This window comes from Raoultibacter massiliensis (assembly GCF_900199545.1).
Lineage (GTDB): Bacteria > Actinomycetota > Coriobacteriia > Coriobacteriales > Eggerthellaceae > Raoultibacter > Raoultibacter massiliensis.
In genome coordinates, this window is sequence record NZ_LT962671.1 from 293,364 (window position 1) to 308,761 (window position 15,398).

At 59.7% G+C, this 15,398-nt stretch carries 12 protein-coding genes; 10 read left to right on the forward strand and 2 right to left on the reverse strand.

Going from position 1 to position 15,398, the window contains the following annotated elements:
• Positions 1-11: 11 nt before the first annotated feature.
• Genes rpsJ through rplW form a run of 4 tightly spaced genes read left to right on the forward strand, consistent with a single transcriptional unit; the run spans position 12 to position 1,894 of the window.
• Positions 12-320: a 30S ribosomal protein S10 gene (rpsJ, locus tag C1719_RS05405; protein ID WP_102374189.1), complete on the forward strand. Its 309-nt coding sequence runs from the start codon at positions 12-14 to the stop codon at positions 318-320.
• 14 nt (positions 321-334) lie between these two features.
• A complete protein-coding gene (rplC, locus tag C1719_RS05410) occupies positions 335-955 on the forward strand; it encodes a 50S ribosomal protein L3 (protein WP_102374190.1) in 621 nt (206 codons plus the stop codon).
• A 31-nt stretch (positions 956-986) separates the two neighbouring features.
• Positions 987-1,610, forward strand: coding sequence for a 50S ribosomal protein L4 (rplD, locus tag C1719_RS05415; protein ID WP_102374191.1), 624 nt, complete (start codon positions 987-989; stop codon positions 1,608-1,610).
• Positions 1,610-1,894: a 50S ribosomal protein L23 gene (gene rplW / locus C1719_RS05420; RefSeq protein WP_102374192.1), complete on the forward strand. Its 285-nt coding sequence runs from the start codon at positions 1,610-1,612 to the stop codon at positions 1,892-1,894. Before rplD ends, rplW begins: the two co-directional genes overlap by 1 nt.
• 330 nt (positions 1,895-2,224) lie before the next feature.
• On the opposite strand, the gene C1719_RS05425 is transcribed toward rplW, so the two are convergent.
• Complete coding sequence (locus tag C1719_RS05425) at positions 2,225-6,325, reverse strand: BadF/BadG/BcrA/BcrD ATPase family protein (RefSeq protein WP_102374193.1); 4,101 nt, start codon at positions 6,323-6,325, stop codon at positions 2,225-2,227.
• Positions 6,326-6,603: 278 nt separating this feature from the next.
• Between C1719_RS05425 and C1719_RS15850 the strand changes: the two genes are divergently transcribed.
• Positions 6,604-6,840: a hypothetical protein gene (locus C1719_RS15850; protein WP_219717819.1), complete on the forward strand. Its 237-nt coding sequence runs from the start codon at positions 6,604-6,606 to the stop codon at positions 6,838-6,840.
• A 342-nt stretch (positions 6,841-7,182) separates the two neighbouring features.
• Here the strand turns inward: C1719_RS15850 and C1719_RS05435 are convergent, their stop codons facing one another.
• Entirely contained in the window at positions 7,183-7,398 is a 216-nt protein-coding gene (locus tag C1719_RS05435; protein ID WP_102374195.1) for a helix-turn-helix domain-containing protein, read from the reverse strand.
• Positions 7,399-7,640: 242 nt separating this feature from the next.
• Between C1719_RS05435 and C1719_RS05440 the strand changes: the two genes are divergently transcribed.
• From C1719_RS05440 to C1719_RS05460, 5 genes are all read left to right on the forward strand, one after another.
• Positions 7,641-9,176 (forward strand): helix-turn-helix transcriptional regulator, encoded by a 1,536-nt coding sequence (locus C1719_RS05440; RefSeq protein WP_180963485.1) that lies wholly within the window; start codon positions 7,641-7,643, stop codon positions 9,174-9,176.
• Between the two features lie 42 nt (positions 9,177-9,218).
• The gene (locus C1719_RS05445; protein WP_102374197.1) at positions 9,219-10,652 is read left to right on the forward strand and encodes a helix-turn-helix transcriptional regulator; all 1,434 of its coding nucleotides are present in this window, start codon (positions 9,219-9,221) and stop codon (positions 10,650-10,652) included.
• A gap of 231 nt (positions 10,653-10,883) precedes the next feature.
• Entirely contained in the window at positions 10,884-13,376 is a 2,493-nt protein-coding gene (locus C1719_RS05450; RefSeq protein WP_102374198.1) for a molybdopterin-dependent oxidoreductase, read from the forward strand.
• Between the two features lie 13 nt (positions 13,377-13,389).
• Positions 13,390-13,731: a 4Fe-4S dicluster domain-containing protein gene (locus C1719_RS05455; RefSeq protein WP_102374199.1), complete on the forward strand. Its 342-nt coding sequence runs from the start codon at positions 13,390-13,392 to the stop codon at positions 13,729-13,731.
• 200 nt (positions 13,732-13,931) lie between these two features.
• Positions 13,932-15,206 (forward strand): MFS transporter, encoded by a 1,275-nt coding sequence (locus tag C1719_RS05460; protein ID WP_146007844.1) that lies wholly within the window; start codon positions 13,932-13,934, stop codon positions 15,204-15,206.
• Positions 15,207-15,398: the final 192 nt, after the last annotated feature.

The following is a 15,398-nucleotide window of genomic DNA, read 5'->3' on the forward strand; positions in this document are numbered from 1 at the left end:
AGGTAAAACAAGTGGCTAATCAAAAGATTCGCATCCGCTTGAAGGGCTATGACCACGAGATCGTGGATCAGTCCACGAAGCTTATCGTGGACACTGCTCAGAAGACGGGTGCCAAGGTTTCCGGTCCCATCCCGCTGCCGACCGAGCGCAACATGTACTGCGTCGTGCGTTCGCCCCACGTGAACAAGGATTCGCGCGAGCAGTTCGAGATGCGTACGCACAAGCGTCTGATCGACATTCTGGAGCCGACCCCCAACACGGTCGATTCCCTGATGCGTCTGGACCTTCCGGCCGGTGTCGACATCGAGATCAAGCTGTAAGGGGGCAAACGAGAATGATTACTACCATCTACGGTAAGAAGCTGGGCATGACCCAGATCTTCGCCGAGGACGACCGTGTGCTTCCCGTGACGGTCATCCAGGCGGAGCCCAACAAGGTCTGCCAGGTCAAGACCGCTGCGACCGACGGATACGAAGCCGTTCAGCTCGGCTTCGGCTCCATCAAGGAGAAGAAGGTCAACAAGCCCATGGCGGGGCATTTCAAGAAGCAGGGCGCAGAGCCTGCCCGCTACCTGCGCGAGGTTCGCGTGGACGCCGCCGCCGACTACAAGGTGGGCGACGAGGTGACGGTTGCCGATTTCGCCGAGGCGAAGAAGGTTCACGTGTCCGGCACGTCGAAGGGCAAGGGCTTCGCGGGCGTTATGCGCCGCTACAATCACAAGGGCGGCCCTGGCGGACACGGTTCCCATTTCCACCGTGCCCCCGGCTCGGTCGGCCAGTGCGCCACGCCTTCCCGCGTGTTCAAGGGCCTGAGGCTTCCGGGCCACATGGGTTGCGAGACCGTCACGATCAAGAACCTTGACGTCGTGCGTATCGATGAAGATCAGAACCTCATCCTTGTGAAGGGTGCTGTACCGGGCGGCAAGAACGCCGTGGTCCGCATCCGCATGGCATAGAGTGCACGGAAACTTGAGGAGTTAAGACATTATGGCAAGTATTGAAGTTAAGAATGTGAGCGGCAAGAAGGTCAAGAGCGCCGACCTGTCCGCTTCCGTGTTCGGCATCGAGCCGAACGTGCATGCCATGCACGAAGTTGTCCGTGCCCAGCGCGCATCGTGGCGCAGCGGCACTCACAACACGCTGACCCGCGGTCAGGTGCGTGGTGGCGGCAAGAAGCCGTGGCGCCAGAAGGGCACCGGTCGCGCCCGTCAGGGTTCCACCCGCTCTCCCCAGTGGGCAGGCGGCGGAACCGTGTTCGGCCCCCATCCGCGTTCCTACGCGTTCAAGGTGCCGAACAAGGTCGTGAAGCTCGCGATGCGCTCTGCGCTTTCCGCGAAGCTTGCCGATGGCGAGCTCATCGTGATCGAGGAGTTCGGTTTCGAGAAGCCCTCGACCAAAGAGGCCGCTGCCGTCATCAAAGCGCTCGGCTGCGAAGGCCGCACGACCGTGGTTATCGCCGACGACGATGTGAACGCGTTCCTCTCGCTGCGGAACCTTCCGCGCGTGAACGTGATCCCCGTTGCCGAGGCGAACACCTACGAACTGATCGACAACAAGGCGCTGGTCTTCACGGCCGCCGCTCTGGCTCGCATCGAGGAGGTGCTCGCATAATGAAGGATCCCCGCGAAGTCATCATCCGCCCGATCATCTCGGAGCATAGCTACGATATGATGGAGGACAACTGCTACACCTTCGAGGTTGCCAAGACCGCCAACAAGGTTGAGATCGCCCAGGCGATCGAGGCGATCTTCAACGTGAAGGTTGTGAAGGTCAACACGCTGAACGTCAAAGCCAAGCCGAAGCGCGTTCGCTATCAGCTCGGCAAGACCCGCACGTGGAAGAAGGCCATGGTTACGATCAAGGAAGGCGACTCGATCGAGTTGTTCGCTTCCTAGTCTGCCTCCCGCTCGCAAGGGCGGCACAGGGCTTGCTCGAAGCATCGGGACTGGACTCGTTAGGGTCCAGTCCTTTTTTCTGCCCGATGGCGCCGAAGAGCGCCATTGCACCGCGAGGCTTACGTTTGCTGCCGGCATTAGTACTGAAGTTTCGCTGTTTCGGCAAAAATTAGTACTGTTTTATCTACGCTCGGACTCTAATTCATCCCACTGGTGGCATGTTTTTCGAACCGAAAAGAGGCATCATACTCACTGCGCGCATGATCTCCGTTGTGTCGAACGCAAAGCGGATGCCGTCCCCCGCGGTTGCTTTGCAGTTTGTCGGCCTAATTACACGTCGGAGGCATGCGCGTTTCTTACGCTTTCGGCGACAAGCAGAATGCGGTTCCTTCGATTGAGCGCCGAGGCGTCCGGATCGTAGTCGATCACCGTTACGGGCATGCGGGCAAAGCGTTTCCTGAGTCCGTGAAGCGCGCCGCGCGATTCGACGTGGCCTTTCAAGCATCCGAAGCTCTGCGCGTAGATGACGTGATCGACGCCAGCCGCCTCGAACGTCGCCATCTGATCGAGGTACCGGACGTCGTCGACGAGCAGCTTGTCGGGATCGGGTAGGATGGCCTCGCATCCGAGGGATTCGACGAAATCCGCGAGACCCTCGTTCAAAGGCGATTCGAAAACCATGAACGGATTGCCGATGATGCCGATGCGCGGCGCGAAACCCTGCTTGCCGGATCGCACGGTGCGCGTCCGGGGTTCCTTTTGCGGGGGGCAGCCGGGATGCGGATCCGAGGGCTTTGTTCCCTCGTGTTTCCACGGGGGTCTGCCCGCTCGGCGCATCAGGATGCGCACGGCGAATCCCAACGGATCCTTCACGAGGTCGGGGAGGGCATCGAACAGGCACGCCGTGCAGCCCTCGGGCACGATGACGGTGTCGATGCTCGGATCGGCTCGGCAGATTCGGATGATGCGGCCCGCGACGGCTGCAACCGTCGAGCAGACGTCCTGGCTTACTTCCCTGCGGCCGATTTCGATGTCTTCGGGTTCTATTCCGCCCAGCTCGACCGTCTTCGTTCGGGCGCTCGAATCGCCTGCGACTTCGCTTTCGCCCGCGTTTCGGCTGCGGTCGCAAGCGGATTGCAAGGGGGAGGGGCCGGCGGCTTCTTCTTGCGGCGCACCCCGGCGCTCCTCGATCGAATTGGCGAGCGTGCGCAGGCGAATGCGGATGTGGGCCGTATCGGAAATCTCGTCGATTTTGAGCGCGGTGAAGGAACGTCCCGCAGCTTCGAGGTCCTTCTTGACGTCGATGAGGCTGACTGCATCGTAGGCGCATCCGAACGATTGCAGGCACACCATATCGAGATCGTCATGCGAGGCAACGAAGGCGGATAGCCGATCGAGGCGCTTTCCCTGCCTCCATTTCGCTTCGAATGCGGCGGAGCCGTCCGCCGTTTCATCTGCGAAACCGTCCGAGGCGGCGTTTTCCGACGCGACGGCAGGGGGTGTTTCCAGGGCGGCCCGGAGGCTTTTCCTGCGTGCAAGCCTCCCGAGGCCTTCGGGGGCGAGCACCGCAAACCCCATCGACGAGAGCACGCCGTCGATGCCGTGGCTTATCGCGGGATCTGCATGGTAGGGCCTGCCGGCGAGCACGATGCCGCGTCCGTGCGTCTTCTCGATCCAGTCAAGCGCACGACGACATGCTCGCTCAAGCGTTTCGTAAAAGGCTTCCTGCTCGCTTTTGGCGCGCCCGATCGCCTGATCGAACTCCTCTTTGCTTGGGAGGTCGCCATCGGGGGAGAGGCTGCGCAGGGAATCGAGGATCGCCGTTCGGTCGCCCTCGTCGGATGCGATGCGGTCGGGCTTCATCGATGAGAGCTTCGGCGAAGCGAACGCTGCGGTTCCATCGCGCAGCGGCGGCACGCTGTCGAGGATGGCGGACGCGTACAGGCTCGAAACGGGGCAATGAGAGCTTCTTTCGTACTTGGGCATGAAAATCGCGCATGCGCCCCTCTCAAGCAGCGAGAAGATGCGCTGGTGGGTTGTTTTCGCCGGATAGCATGCGCTTTCCGACGGAATGGTGTCGAACCCCTTCGCGCCGGCATCGTCGCTGCGGCCTACGAGGACGGAGAATCCGAGTCGGGTGAGCAATGTGTGCCAAAACGGCAGCGATTCGTAATCGTTGAGCGTGCAGGGCAGACCGACGACGATGTCTGCGCGCGAGGGCGCTTTCCCTTTTTCTCGGCTTTCGTCTTGTCGCGAATCCCCGTAGCGGGCGAGGAGCCCTTGCTCGAGGGCCACGGTGTTGGGCGCTTTTTTCGCGTCGGCGGACAGGCCGCCTGTGCGGCCTTGCGAATTTTCGAAGAACGAGTACGCTCGCTCGCAGCGGTTGCCGTCGATGAAGCGACGTTCTCGAGCGGGTCGCCCGCCGGTTTCGCGGTCGGCGCTCTGGTCTTTGGCGGGGCGACGCGAGAACCCTTTTCCCGATTCGGGCTCGCTTTCGAACGTGACGATCGAAAGCGAGCATTCGTTGGTGCATCCGGGGCACGTTTCGGTGCGGTAGCGGGGTTTGAGCGCGGCGATGCCCGCTTGCTCGAGCAGCGAGCTTTCGATGTGCGGCGCATGCGAGCCGGCGGCCCTCTCGGGTTGCGACGCCTCTGCAGCACGGGCGCGCGAGCGAGCGACGAGGGCTGCGCCGTACGCGCCCATGAGATGGGCGATGTCGGGTCGGATGGCGTGTCTGCCCGAAACGAGCTCGAAGGCCCTTAACACGGCATCGGAGAGGAAGGCGCCGCCCTGTACGACGACGGTGTTCCCGAGCGAATCGAGGTTGTCGAGGCCGATGACTTTGAACAGGGCGTTGTTCACGACCGAATAGGAGATTCCCGCTGCTATGTCGTCGTAGGACGCGCCGATTTTCTGCGCGTGACGCACGCGCGAAGTCATGAATACGGTGCACTTGGTTCCGAGGTCGACGGGTGCTGCCGATTTGAGGGCCCGTTCGGCGAACGCATGGGGCGTGCAGCGAAGCGAATGGGCGCTGCCCTCGATAAACGACCCGCATCCCGACGAGCAGGCTTCGTTGAGCACCGCCCGACGGATCGATCCCCGCTCGATCCAAAGCGCTTTCATGTCCTGCCCGCCTATGTCGAGAACGAAGTCCACGTCGGGGTGCAGGCTGCGCGCGGCGCGGAGATGAGCCGTGGTTTCGACGACTCCCGAATCGATGCCGAACGCCGCCATGAGCAGGTTTTCGCCGTAGCCAGTAACAGTGGCGTGGGATATCGTGCACAGAGGCGTGCCGTCGTATTCGCGCGGAAGGGCCCGGTACATATCGAGCAGCATCTCCGACGAAGCGGCGAGCACGTTGCCTGCTACCGGTCGGTAATCGGAGTGCAGAAGGCATCCGTCCCCGTCGACGAGGACGAGCTTCACGGCCGTCGAGCCCGCATCGATGCCGAGGTAGATCGCGCCCTGCGCGTCTCCGAGGCGCTTGCGGGCAATCCTTTCGGATGCGTGGCGGGCATTGAACGCCTCGACGTCTCCCTGGTTGGAGAAGAGCGGGGGCAGGCGGGGAAGGTCGCCCTGCGTTCCTTCCGCTTCGCCGAGGCCTTTTTCAAGTTCGGAAAGCGACATGTGCACGATGGGGCTTCCGAGCCGTGCGGGATCGTCTGAGAGCAGCGCCGCTCCTCTGGCGGTGAAGAGGTGGGCGTCGTTTGGCTTGATGCCGGTTTTATGATCGAGGTCGAGTGCGCGTCTGAACCGATGCACGAGGCTCGGTATGTGTTCGAGGGGGCCTCCGAGAAATATCGTCGTCCCTTCGATCGGCCTTCCGCACGCGAGCCCCCCGAGCGTCTGTTTGACGACGGCATCGAGGGCGCTTGCGGCGATGTCGCTTTTCTTCGCGCCCGCGTTGAGAAGCGGACGCACGTCCGTCTGGGCGAACACGGCGCATCGGGAGGCGATGGGGTAGCTTCTGGTCGCTCCCATCGCAAGGTTGCTCATCTCCTTGGTCGATACGCCGAGCATGAATGCGATCGTGTCGATGAATCCTCCCGTGCCCCCTGCGCAGGTTGCGTTCATGCGCTGTTCGAGGCCGCCGGTGAGATAGACGATCTTGGCGTCTTCGCCGCCGAGTTCGATGATGGCATCGGCTTCGGGGTAATCCGCCCGTGCGGCGTGCGTCGTGGCCACGACTTCCTGGACGAAGGGAACGCCGAGCGCTTCGGCGAGCTCTATCCCTGCCGAGCCCGTCACGGCAACCGATCCCGAAACGTCTCCATGGCGCCATACGAGATCGTGGACAACTTCGGAGAGCGTGGTTTTGATATCGGCCCGATGCCTGCGGTACACGGAGCGTTCGACCGCACCGCGTTCATCGAGAACGACGATCTTGATGGTCTTCGATCCTGCGTCTATGCCGATTCTGCATGTCATGGATACTATCTATACCGCAAGTTGGCGAAAAGCGCCATGAGGCGGAAAGCATGAATCGGCAACGTGCGTGATCCGCGAAGGTGGAATTTGTCGGGCTTCTTTGGGGCAGACGGGCGGACGCGTCTTTATAATACCAGCAAAACACCTGATGAGAAAACAAGATTAGTCTATCGGTATTATCTCTAATCCGCTATTTAGTGAGCATCGCGGGATGCAATCGAAGGGGGGCGTTGCTAGAGTCTTCTCAGAATCCCAACCACAAAACGAAAGGACAGTCCATGTGTTTCAGACCAGCTGCCGTCGAGCTCGATAAGAAGTGCCCGCAGTGCGGTGCGACATGCAAAGCCGCCGAAACCGTATGCCCCGAATGCGGAGCCGCGCTGCCGTCGGGTCCCGCGATGCCGGGTGCCCCGGGCGCGCCAGGCGCACCGAGCGCACCAGGAGCCCCGGGCGCGCCGAAAGCGCCGGGAGCGCCGGGTGCCCCTGGTGCGCCGAAAGCGCCTGGAAGCAACTAGCGCGAAGGTGGTTGCTCGGTTTCGCGCCGAAGCGAGGTAGCGCGAAACCGAGCGCATCGATTACCCGCACGCCTATCTGCGCCGCGTTCGCTGCGTTTTCCGCGATAAGCTCCCGTTTGCGAGATTGGACGATATGCATGTGCTACCCTTGCACCCATTGCAACAGATGCGGTCGCGAACCCAAGCCGGGGCTCTGTCCGATGTGCGGACACGAGAACGCACCGGGTGCTGCCGCGTGCGCGCGGTGCGAAATGGTATTTCCCCGACCGCCGGGGCCTTCGAAATCGGGGAGCGCGGGGGGAGGAAAAGATGCGCGCGGAAAAATCGACTAGGTTCTTGTCGTCAGATTCCCTCGAAGAATTCGGAAAGCGACAAGTCGAACCCGCCCGCGATCCTTTCGAGCAGGTCTATGCTTGGGTTGCGCTCGCCGGATTCGACTTTGCTGAGGTAGGCGCGTTCGACGTTGACCATGTTGGCGAACGTGACCTGCGTCAGTCCCTGCTGCTGTCTCAGAAAACGTATCCTTGCGCCGATAGCTTTTCTCGTGGTTTTAGTCATGGGGGAATGGTATCTTTAGCAATACGGGTAACTGTGTTCGATAGGACACAACTCCAGTTAACATTAGGAAATGAGCATGTTTGCCGCTTAAGGGGTGGTGCGTCTGATTGCATTGCATGAGCTGACATGTAAGTATGGTAATCACTTATATGTTTGAAGTCCACTGCGTTGTCTCGCAGTCCAGAAAACGAGAGTGCCGACTCTCTCCATCACTGAATGCAATAACTGGGGGTAGATGTTGCATGGAAAACGTATCGATTAACCACGTGCACGAAAGCGAGCAGGCGGGAAAGAAGGTTCGGGAAAAGAAAAACGAGTGGCTGTTCGTCAATCCGTATCTCATAGTCGGGATCGTTGGCGCTTCGTTTTGCTTTTCATGGTTCTTCTCGATCATCCTCACGTCGAATTTCCTTTACTCGGAGATTGAAGATGTACGTCTCTATCAGGCGCTTCACATCGTATTCGCCGCAGCTCTCTTCGCTGCGTATTTTCTGGTTTGGAGGCTGTCGGGCTTCTTTCAGAGGCATCGGGGCCTGCTGTTGTTCATCTCTCTTGCATGCGGGCTTGCGAGCGCGGTGCCCGATGCGGGTCCCGCTTCCGTTCGGGATGCGGTTCTGTCGCTGAGGACGGTGTGCGCCGGGGTAGGCGTGGCGTCGCTTGCGACCCTTTGGATCGAATTTCTATGCGTCCACTTGAAAGACCAGGTACGGGTTGCGATCGCTTCGATATTCGTCCTTTCGTTCGTGTGGTATGCGGGAGTCATTCTGGTCGATGTGAGGTTTTCGCCGTTCGTTGTGCTCTCGTTCGTTTTGATTTCGTGTGCGGTCTACTTCTTCCTGCGCAAGCGCTTCGCCCTCATGGATGCCATGCCGTCCATCGATGCGAAAGAATCGGATTCTCGCTTGCTGATCACATGGAAGCCGTCTCTTCTCACGGTGATGGGGTCGGTGGCGCAGGGGTTTGTGCTCTATTGGCTGCTGCAGGCGGAGTCGTACGTGCCCATGGCGCCGTTTTTGCTCGAGGGCGTTTCCCTTGTCGTGGTTCTGCTCCTTCTCGTCGATTCGCTCAAATCCTTCGCCATCAAGGAGTCGTTCATCAGAAAGCTGTTCCTTCCCGTGCTCGCAGCCTGCATTCTCACTTTTCTCTTCATACCCGAGGAATGGCGCTACGTTCCCTGCCTACTGGCGTTCGGGTTCTCGCTGCTGCCGTACTCGAGCGCGATCTTCGCCACGTGCGAGCATATCGTCCGATGCGATCTTTCTTCGATACGCGCCTTTTCCTGGGCGCGGCTCTATGCGGCCGTCGGGCTCCTCATCGGACTGGGCTCGGGCTGGCTTGCCTTCACGAGCGAGGTGTTCGGCAGCATCACCCTCCCTGTTTTCGTGGTCGTCATCGTGATGTTCTTCATCCTGGTTTCGACGACGCTGAGCACGAAGAGCTACTATCCCGGTGAAGACGAGCCGGGCCAAAGGATCGCGCGCATCGGGGGAGACGGGGAAATTCTGTACGAGCACGTCGTAGAGCACGCGGTCGACGGAAAGAAGTACTTTCAGCAGAAATGCGATGCCATCGCCGAACGTTACAGCCTCACGAACAGGCAAACCGAGGTGCTTCACCTGCTTGCCAAGGGGCGAAACGCCGCCTACATACAAAAGCAACTGGTGATTTCCCAACACACTGCGAAAGCCCACATCTATTCGATATACAAGAAGACGGAAACCCATTCGCAGCAGGATCTCATGGACCTGGTGGAGAACTACGAACTGGACGGAGAATAGGAAGCGATAGCGCATCGCGCGTCTTGAGAGCGGGTTGGTCATATGGCAGCGATCGAATCAAAGGGAGCGGCAGGGCTCGGTGCCCTGAAGCTCGGAATGGATGCTCTGGCGGGTTTCGTCGGGTTCGGATGCGTCATAGCATCCGTTCTCGGGCTCTACGTTACCGTGCCCGGGCTCGTGGCGGCAGATGGCGCCGATTGGCTTTGGATGCGGCTTGTCTACGCGGCGTCGATGGCGGTCGGGTTCCTGATCGTCCGGTTCTGCGCTTACGCCATAGCCAAGCGAAAATGCACCGTGCTGCTCGCGGGGTCCCTCGTCGGTTTCGCCGCCATGGTCGGGGTGCTGTTCGTTCCCGCCGATTCCCAGCTCGTTCGCCTCTGCTTTCATTGCGTGATGGCCTTGGGCCTTTCGCTTCTCGTGGTGCAGTGGTTCTCCTACATATGCTCCCAGCCCTACCGCATGGTGCTCATGCTCGTTGCCGCCGGAATCGCGGCGGGCATTGCGGGGTGTTTGATCGAGGGCTACCTCGTTGAGGTTGCCGCGCGAACGATGCTGGTCGTCATGTGGGCGGTCTCGCTCGGATGCATGGCCGCCCTTGTGCGCTTCCGCCCCGACGACGCGCTGCCGCCCGTCATCGGCAACAGAGAATCTGACAAGCGCTCGAAAATCCTCTGGACTTCGACGATCATGCTCTCTTTCAGCAGCTTCGAATTCGGATTGGTCGTCAGCGTCGCTTCGGAAGCGGGGGCGGCGGCGCTCTGCCTCGGAGCTGCATTCTGCGCCGCCGTTCTGCTTGCGATCGATTGCATGAACAAGAGGGTCGTCACCGAGCGCGGCATGTCGCCGATAACGCCCCCGCTTACGATGCTGTCTTTTGTGGTCATGTTCCTGTTCGACGATATCGTTCAGATGATGGCGCTCTGCTTTCTTGCGGCGCTTTTTTCCATCTATACGGTTTTCGGCTGGGCGGCCATGGCGGAGCATACCCGCATTTCGCGGCTTTCGCCCCTGCATACGTTTTCGAAGGCGCGATTTTACGATTACATCGCCATGGCATTGGGCCTTGCGTTCGGTTTCGCGGTGTTCTCCATGGCGCAGCATGGCGGGCTTCTGGCCGTGCAGGTGTCGGCGGTCGTTGCCATCGCCTACAGCTTCCTTGCGGCGTTCTGCCACAAGGCGCGGTTTCCCGAGGCGGGCGTGGAAGACGTCGGGCATGTTTCGCTTCCCGAGACGAAGGGGCTTTGGAAGAAGCGCTGCCGCGCGGTCTGCGAGCAGCACGGGCTTTCGGAGCGACAATACGAGGTTCTCATGCTCGTCGCGCAAGGGAGAAACGCGAAGTACATCGAGCAGGCCTTGACCATTTCCCTGAGCACCGCGCAGACCCATATCCGCAACATCTACCGCAAGACGGGCGTCCATTCCCGCCAGGAGCTGCTCAACCTCATCGAAGACACCAAGCTGTACGGCGAAGACTGATCCGGCTTCGTACTGGACTGGCGGTATTAGGGATTCTCGGGCTTAGTCAGCCGTACTCATCGACGGGCGGCACGAGGCTTATCTTTCGGCGTTTTCCGAGGTCGGCCATCGTCAAAAGTTGAGTACGGAGGCGAACACCAAGATAGCTACGATGACAGTCTCTTTCGAGCCGAGCTATTCTTCGCGTCAATGGCGCTGTCATACGCCAGAGACGAGAAGGAGGAATGGCTCATGGCTGATTATCAAGAATTCTTGGACAGCGTTGACCGCAAAGCCTACCACGAGGGCGAGGTTACGTGGGAGGAAGACGGATACACCGTTACGCGTACCTACAACTACAGCGCTCCGGGCTGTCACGACTCTTGCGGAGTCTTGCTGTACACCAAAGACGGGAAGCTCGAGAAGGTCGAAGGCGACCCGCTCGACCCGTATGCGAACGGCAAGCTGTGCATGCGATGCCTTGATCTGGAAGAGATGGTCAATCATCCCATGCGCCTGAAGTACCCCATGAAGCGCGCAGGGGAACGCGGCGAGAACAAGTGGGAGCGCATCACGTGGGATGCGGCCCTCGATATGATCGAGACTTACATCAAAGAGGAGATCGACGGCAAGGGCTTGGGGCGCGAAGCGATCCTCGTCGGCCACGGCACGGGCCGCAACATCAACTGGCAGGTCCCCTTCATCGCCGGCGCGTGCTTCAGGACGGCGAACGTGGGCGGTATCTACTTCTCCGGATGGTGGTGCTACATGCCGCGCGTATGCGGTGCCGCCGGTCCTTTGGGAGACTATCCGATCGTCGATGCGTCCGAGACGCTTCCCGACCGCTACGCCAACGACGAATGGGTGCGTCCCGACGTGCTGGTCGTATGGGGAAACGAGCCGCTCAAATCGAACGGGGACGGGTATCTGGGCCACTGGTTGAACGTCTGCGTGCAGGCGGGGACCAAGGTCATCTCGATCGACCCCGTGCTCACCTGGTGGGGCGCGCGAGCGGAGTACTGGCTGCAGCCGCATCCGGGAACCGATTGCTGCATCGCGCTCGCCTGGCTGCACGTCATCATGAACGAAGATCTGATCGACCACGAGTTCGTTGAGAACTGGTGCGCGTACTACGACGAGCTCAAGGAGCATGTGCAGCAGTTCACCCCCGAGTGGGCAGCCTCGATCACGGGCGTCTCCGCCGAAGACATCGTGGCAACAGCGCGCATGTACGCGAACGCGGATCGCGGGGCCATCCAATGGGGCCTTGTATTCGATGCCGGCACGCGTTCTTCCATGCACTGGACCGAAGCGGTTTGCGATCTCATGGCTATCTGCGGCAACATCGAGAAGCCCGGAACCCACGTGCTCGTGCACAACTCCTTCGACATCAACGCCGGATACTCGTCGGTCGATCTGTACGCCGATCCGCAGGCTCTTGAGCGGAAGTTCCGCAAGTGGATGGTGGGCGACGAGGGTCTCGATTTCGTGGGCATGTCGAACTGCGACGCCATGGCATCGGTGCTCGAGGCCGAGAAGATCCCCGCAACGGGCGAAGAGTATCCCATCAAGATGCTCTGGGCGCAAAGCTGCAATGCGTTCGCCGGACACGAGGGGCAGGCGCCGCGCGCATACAAGTACATGTCTCGGATACCGTTCATCGTGTACGCCGATCCCTTCATCACGCCGACCATGGTCGCCATCGCCGATCTGATCCTGCCCGTATCCATGTCGGTGGAGCGCGATTCGGCCCGTACGTGGTGGACTCCGCTGCGAGCCATGAAGAAGGTCACGAGCTACTACGAGGCGAAATCCGACGAGGAGATCGCGCTGTGGCTCGGCAAGCGTCTCAACCCCGAGCTGTTCGTGCGTTGGGACACCGCCGAAGATTTCATCAACGATTACCTGCTGACGGACTTGGCCGTTGTGGGTCCGGACGGCAAGGTGAAGAAGGCGAACTTCTCGGCTGCAACCGATGACGATTGGGGCCATACCTCCGTCACCGATGACAGCGGTCCCTCCATCACGACGAAATGCCCCTATACTTTCGACCAGCTGGTGGCGGCGGGCGGACACGCTTACGATGAATGGAACGCCACGTACAACAAGCATGAAAAGGGCATGCTGCGTCCCGATGGGCAGGTTGGCTTCAACACGCCGTCCGGCCGCATCGAGCTCGTTCCGACGATCTTCCAGGCATGGGGAATCCCCCCGTACCCGGTATACACCCCCGCGCCCGAAACGTGGGAAACCACGCCGGAGGTTATGGAGGACCTGCCGTTCTACATGATCAACGGCGCCCGTTCCTACGAATTCTTCCATACCGAGCATCGTCAGGCGCCGACCATGCGCGAGTTCCATCCGGAGCCGCTGGTCAAGGTGTCTCCGAAGGCGGCTGCGGAATACGATCTGCATGACGGCGACTGGATCTGGATGGAGAACAACGAAGGCCGCTGCAAGCAGATGGTCGAGGTGTTCGAGGGCATTCCCGACGACTGCATTTCCGCCGAGCACGGATGGTGGAAGCCCGAAGAGGAGGGGGCGGCCCCGCATCTGCACGGTTGCTTCGACTACAACGTGAACAATCTGACACGCAACTTCCAATCGGGCCCTGGCGGCATCGGCTCTCCGATCAAGTGCACGCGTTGCCGCATCTACAAGGTGCAGGAAGGCGATGTCATGCCGGGAGTCCAGATCACGCAGCTGGGCGGTTGGCGCGATGACTACCAGCCCATGCAAGCGTAAGGAGGAACAGACAATGACCAAGGCGATTCTCATCAACTACGAGTACTGCACGGGCTGCCATTCCTGCGAGGTGGCCTGCAAGAAGGAGCTCGGGCTTTCCGCCGGGGAGTTCGGCATAAAGCTCACCGAGACGGGCCCCTACGCCTACGGGGGCAAGGCCGGCCCGGACCGCTGGGAGTGGACGTGGCTGCCCGTGATCACCAAGGCCTGCGACATGTGCGAGTCGCGCACGGAGAAGGGCAAGATGCCCATGTGCGTGCAGCACTGCCAGGCGTGGTGCATGTACTACGGGGAGGCCGACGAGCTCGTCAAGAAGATGGACGGCCAGACCCGCTGGGCGCTCTACACCAGGTAGCGCCCTCTCGGGTGCCCGGCTTCGGGTCGGGCACCCAGATGCGGTGCAGTCGTTTCGATCGTCGTTTCTGCGAGTCGATTTCTCGCAGAAACGATGAGAGTCATCTCTTCGAAAGATTCTTCATGGGGGGAGGAGGCGAGGATCGCTTGCCATGAAGGTCAAGCCCATTGGGGGAATTCAAAAACAATAAGGAGGAAAACATGACTACCGATATAGATGCTCGTAGCAAGAAGAGGGCGCTTGCGGTATTCGTTGGCTGTTGCGTCATGCAGGCGTTTGGTTTGGGCACTATACTGAATTCGTCTTCAGCGTATTTCGCTGTTGTGCCAGGAGCCGTTGGCCTCGGCATGGGCGAGTTCGCGATGTGGCTTACGTGTTACGGCATCGCTGCCCTGTTCGGCACATTCTTCGCGGGAATACTTATTCCAAAGTTTGGCGCGAAGACTGTCATATCAGTCGATGTCGTAATATCGGCTATTGCCGTTGCATGCTTCGCATTTGCGACTGAAGCATGGCAATTTGCCGCCCTTGGTGTGGTAATCGGCTTGTCTGGCGGTATGTATTTCCTGTATGCCACGCCGCTGCTCATGAACGCTTGGTTCGGCAAGAAATACCTTGGCCGTTATTTGGGCATTGCTCAGCTGTTCTCTGGAATTGGCGGAGCCATTTTCCCGCTCGTGTTCACGTCTCTGTTCGGTGTGATCGGGTATCAGGGAGTGTACTTCCTCAATGCTGTGCTGATCGCATGCATCTTGATCTTCTCATTAACGGTGTTCTGCGAAAACCCGGCGAAGATCGGGCTTCATGCATATGGTGCCGAAGAGGATGTCACAAAAGGTTCGGACGAAGCCAAGATTTCGTTCCCTGGCGTTCCTTTGAAGTATGCTTTGCCTACGCTCGCTTTTGTTTTGTGCTTTATCGGATGTGCCCTTTCCGCTTTTCCGGGCAGCTACAATTCTTACATTCAGGCGAACGCCGTTTCGGTTTTGGGCGATGGTTACCTTGCTTTCTCCGCAACGCTTATGACTGCTTTGCAGATCGGTTATATCATTTCGACGTTCGTCGCTGGTTTCCTCGCTGACAAGATCGGCATCAAGAAGGTTACGATAATCCTGTATGCGATTCTGATCATCTGCTATATTCTGTTCTCGTTCCTGAATTCTCCGTTCGCCCTTCTCGCATGCGCCTTCTTCTTCGGAATGAACAATTCTCTTGTAACGATCTCGATTCCCATGCTCGTCAAAGAGTATTTCGGCGACAAAGCGTATGACAAGATTCTTTCGTACTGCATGATGGGAGTCGGCCTCATGGGGTCTATGGGAGCTCCCGTTATCGGATTCATTTTCGACAGCACGGGTTCCTATAGCGGCACGTTCATCGTCGGTGCTGTCGTCGGAGCCGTGGCTATCGTCGCGATTCTTGCCGCCTTCCCGTTTGCCAAAAAGGTCCGCGAAGCGCATTGGGCGAACAGCTGATGCCCGGACGACTTAATGCTCGATAACGACTTAGGGAAAGGGTTGCGTGTATGAACACGAACAAACCGCTTGTTCTCGGTGGGTTTCCGTGGGATACGGGACTTCATCTACCGAGCCGCATGTGGTTCATGCCCAACTGATCCTTTGTTTGAGAGGCGCCCCCTGCGCGAAAACGCGGGGGGCCTAAGGAGG

What these genes read in the sequence shown, in the direction of transcription:
- C1719_RS05445 (WP_102374197.1), top strand. Translation starts at nt 9,219, where the DNA reads ATGGCAGCGATCGAATCAAAGGGAGCGGCAGGGCTCGGTGCCCTGAAG.
- C1719_RS15850 (WP_219717819.1), top strand. Translation starts at nt 6,604, where the DNA reads ATGTGTTTCAGACCAGCTGCCGTCGAGCTCGATAAGAAGTGCCCGCAG.
- C1719_RS05460 (WP_146007844.1), top strand. Translation starts at nt 13,932, where the DNA reads ATGACTACCGATATAGATGCTCGTAGCAAGAAGAGGGCGCTTGCGGTA.
- C1719_RS05435 (WP_102374195.1), bottom strand. Translation starts at nt 7,398, where the DNA reads ATGACTAAAACCACGAGAAAAGCTATCGGCGCAAGGATACGTTTTCTG.
- rplD (WP_102374191.1), top strand. Translation starts at nt 987, where the DNA reads ATGGCAAGTATTGAAGTTAAGAATGTGAGCGGCAAGAAGGTCAAGAGC.
- C1719_RS05455 (WP_102374199.1), top strand. Translation starts at nt 13,390, where the DNA reads ATGACCAAGGCGATTCTCATCAACTACGAGTACTGCACGGGCTGCCAT.
- C1719_RS05425 (WP_102374193.1), bottom strand. Translation starts at nt 6,325, where the DNA reads ATGACATGCAGAATCGGCATAGACGCAGGATCGAAGACCATCAAGATC.
- rplW (WP_102374192.1), top strand. Translation starts at nt 1,610, where the DNA reads ATGAAGGATCCCCGCGAAGTCATCATCCGCCCGATCATCTCGGAGCAT.
- C1719_RS05440 (WP_180963485.1), top strand. Translation starts at nt 7,641, where the DNA reads ATGGAAAACGTATCGATTAACCACGTGCACGAAAGCGAGCAGGCGGGA.
- C1719_RS05450 (WP_102374198.1), top strand. Translation starts at nt 10,884, where the DNA reads ATGGCTGATTATCAAGAATTCTTGGACAGCGTTGACCGCAAAGCCTAC.
- rplC (WP_102374190.1), top strand. Translation starts at nt 335, where the DNA reads ATGATTACTACCATCTACGGTAAGAAGCTGGGCATGACCCAGATCTTC.